The sequence below is a fragment of the Mitsuaria sp. TWR114 genome (assembly GCF_007997345.1).
The window spans coordinates 1-3,591 of sequence record NZ_VOSR01000388.1 but is presented as its reverse complement, the minus strand read 5'-3'; the positions used below and the strand labels follow the sequence as shown (position 1 = coordinate 3,591).

Sequence of the window (3,591 nt, the reverse complement as noted above, 5' to 3'; positions counted from 1 at the left end):
GATGCGGGCCGTCACCGGCTCATCGCTGCCCTCCACCTTGACCTGCACCGTCATGCCGGGCGAGAGCTTGCCCACCTCGTGCGTGCCGACCAGGCCGGCGAGCTCCAGCTTGGACAGGTCGACGATGGTCAGCACCTGCTGCTCCGCGGCGACCTTCTCGCCGGGCAGCGTGTGCCGCTTGGCGACGATGCCGTCGATCGGCGAGATCAGCGCGGCCTGGCGCAGCAGGACCTCGCTGGTGCCGAGCTGCGCCTGCGCGGACAGCATCTGGCCGCGCGCGGACTCGAGCTGCGCGCGGGAGTTGTCCAGCGCCGTCGGCGCGATGAAGTTCTGCGAGGCCAGGCCCTGGTTGGCCTTGTACTGGCGCTCGGACTGCTCGTACATGGCGCGGGCCGATTCGACGCTGGCATTGCGCTCGGCCACCTTGTGGCGCAGCTCCTCCAGGTCCAGCTGGCCCAGCGACTGGCCGGCCTTGACCCGGCTGCCCTCGCCCACCGTCAGGCGGTCCAGGCTGCCCGAGGCCTTGGCACGGACGATCACGGTATTGGGCGCGACCAGCGGGCCGGAGAACTCGATCAGGCCCGGCATCGGCGCCATCGTCGGCTTGATGACCTCGCCCGCCTGGAACTCCAGGGCCGGCTTGGCCGCGTCCTTCTTCGCCGCCGGAGCGCTGCTCCCGCTCGTGGCGTACACGCCGGCGCCGCCCGCCAGGACGGCCACCGCCACGCCACCCAACCACCATTGCTTGCGCATGATCTCCCCCATCCGTCGACACGGGATCACCGGTTCGATGATCCTTGAATGCGGCGGAGTGTAGGAATCCCCAAATTGATGCGGGAGACAGACGCGACGAACTGCTGTTTGTGCGTCATGGCCTGCTTATCTCTGGGACTGAAATCGGCCGTCTCAACGACAAATTGCTAGTCGGAGCGACGAAAGCACAGAAGGAGGCGATGGCGCCCGATTGCCTTTTGGCTTTCAGAACCGGCGAGGCCATAGCGCCGGACCAGGCGGGCGGCGCTCAGGCCGGCTGCAGCGGATCGCGTTTCGCGCAGCGCCAATGACAGACCGCACCGACGAGCGCGAAGGCCGACGCGGCCCAGAAGCAGGCCGCGTAGCCATGACTTTCGGCGAGCCAGGCGCCGCCCAGGCTGCCCAGCACGCCCGAGACCCCGTAGCCCAGCACCGCGTACAGCGCCTGGCCGCGGCCCTGCAGCCGGCCGGGGAAATAGCGCCCGATCAGGCCGATGCAGGCGGTGTGCTGCGCGGCGAAGGTGACCGCGTGGCAGCACTGGAGCAGGACCATCGCCACGAGGCTCGCGCCCAGGCCGGCGGTGCCGGCCAGCCGGAACGCCGCCAGCAGCGCCGCGACGATGAGCCAGTGATGCAGGTGCTGCTGCCGGACCCAGCGGCCCTGGAAGGCGAACCAGGCGATCTCCGCCGCGACCGACACCGCCCACAGCGCCCCCACCTGCCCCTTCCCGTAACCGAGCCGGTCCAGGTAGAGGCTGTAGAAGGCGTAGATGGCGGTGTGCGCCAGCACGGTGAAGAACATGCCGAGGAAGAACCAGCCGACTTCCGGTCGGCGCAGCGTGGCGGCGATGGAGACCGGCGCGGCCGCGTCGTGCTGGACGGCGGCTCTGCGCGGCAGCCGCCAGGCGGCGATCACCAGCGTCGTGAGCCCCGCGACGATGGTCCACGGGAACACCGCCATGCCGGCCGCGTCGAACCACCAGCCGCCGCCGACGACGGTCGCCAGGAAGCCGACCGAGCCCCACAGCCGCACCCGGCCGTAGCGCTTCGGATCCATGCCGCCGCTGGCGGCCAGCTCATGCGCGATCAGCGCCTCGTTGAGCGGCGTCACGCAAGCGTTGAAGAAGTACATCAGGAACACGACCAGCGTCAGCCCGAGCACCGACGCGCCGCTGCCGCTCGGCGACACCAGCAGCAGGCCGCAGGCGCTGATCCAGCAGGCGAGCGCCGCGGCCCGGATCAGCTCGACGCGCCGGCCGCTGCGGTCGGCCACCAGGCCCCACAGGTAGGGCGCGAACAGCCGGGTCCAGCTCTGCATCGACACCAGCAGCCCGATCGCCACCACCGGCAGGCCGAGCGACTTGTACCAGAGCGGCGCGAACGGGTTGAACAGGCCGATGCTGCCGTAATAGGCGCAGCCGAGCAGCGCGCTCGCGCGCAGCACGCGGGCGCCGTCCGGCGTCGCCGGGACGGCCGACGGGGCGGTGGATCGGGCCATGAGGCAGTCGGGGGACGGACGGGGACCGCGCCGGCGTGCAGGCGCGGTCGCGGCTTCAGCCCGCGTCAGAGCGATGCGCGGCGATCGCAGGGATGGGCAGCTCGACGTCGCCGCACTGCGCGCGGTCCATCAGCACGTGGTCGATGACGACCAGCGCCAGCATCGCCTCGGCGATCGGCGTCGCGCGGATGCCGACGCAGGGATCGTGGCGGCCGAAGGTCTCGACCGTCGTGGGCTCGCCGGCGCGGTTGATGGATGCCTTGGGCGTGCGGATGGAGCTGGTGGGCTTGATCGCGATCGACACGCGCAGGTCCTGGCCGCTGGAGATGCCGCCCAGCACGCCGCCGGCGTTGTTGCTGGCGAAGCCCGCCGGCGTCAGCTCGTCGCCATGCTGGCTGCCGCGCTGGCGCACGCTGTCGAAGCCGCGCCGATCTCGACGCCCTTGACCGCGTTGATGCCCATCATCGCGTAGGCGATGTCGGCATCGAGCTTGTCGAACAGCGGCTGGCCCAGGCCGGCCGGCATGCCGGTGGCCTCGACCATCAGCTTCGCGCCGACCGAGTCGCCGTCCTTGCGCAGCGCATCCATGTAGTCCTCCAGCGCCTGGATCTGCGAGGCGTTGGCGGCGAAGAAGGGGTTCTGGCCGACGTGCTCCCAGCCCTCGAAGGCCAGGTCGATCTCGCCCAGCGCCGTCATGCAGCCGCGGAACCGGACGCCCAGTTCCTGCTTCAGCCATTTGCGGGCGACGGCACCGGCGGCCACCATCGGCGCGGTCAGCCGGGCCGACGAGCGCCCACCGCCGCGCGGATCGCGCAGGCCGTACTTGCGCCAGTAGGTGTAATCGGCGTGGCCGGGGCGGAAGGTGTCGAGGATGTTCCCGTAGTCCTTGCTGCGCTGGTCCACATTGCGGATCAGCAGGCAGATCGGCGTGCCGGTGGTCAGGCCCTCGTAGACGCCGGACAGGATCTCGACCTGGTCGGGCTCCTGCCGCTGAGTAACGTGGCGCGAGGTGCCCGGGCGGCGGCGGTCCAGCTCGGGCTGGATGTCCTCGACCGACAGCGCCAACCCGGGCGGGCAGCCGTCGATCACGCAGCCGATGGCCGGGCCGTGACTCTCGCCGAAGTTGGTGACGCGAAACAAGCTGCCGAAAGTGCTGCCGGACATCTGGAGAACCTGCCGAGGCGAGAAACCGAAGCTGCCGATTCTACGAGCGCGCCCCGGGCCGACGACTCACCCTGCGCCCGCTCCGCCCACCGCCAGCCTCATCAAGCGATGAAGCCAGCGCTCGGCGGCGGCGAGGCGTCGCCCTGCGCCGCGGTCCGGGCCTGGGCCTGGGCCTG

Annotated in this window: 2 protein-coding genes and 1 pseudogene; all 3 read right to left on the bottom strand. The window is 70.9% G+C overall.

Annotated features, from left to right (window positions below; translation table 11 throughout):
* The coding region (locus FUT87_RS14770) for an efflux RND transporter periplasmic adaptor subunit (RefSeq protein ID WP_186830552.1) at nt 1–753 on the bottom strand (753 nt) is incomplete at its 3' end.
* A 268-nt stretch (nt 754–1,021) separates the two neighbouring features.
* The gene (locus FUT87_RS14765) at nt 1,022–2,251 is read right to left on the bottom strand and encodes an MFS transporter (protein ID WP_147241503.1); all 1,230 of its coding nucleotides are present in this window, start codon (nt 2,249–2,251) and stop codon (nt 1,022–1,024) included.
* Nucleotides 2,252–2,306: 55 nt separating this feature from the next.
* Nucleotides 2,307–3,415 (bottom strand): annotated as a pseudogene (gene aroC, locus FUT87_RS14760) (chorismate synthase).
* Nucleotides 3,416–3,591: the final 176 nt, after the last annotated feature.

Coding starts and splice junctions, on each gene's coding strand:
- FUT87_RS14765 (WP_147241503.1), bottom strand. CDS start 2,251: ATGGCCCGATCCACCGCCCCGTCGGCCGTCCCGGCGACGCCGGACGGC.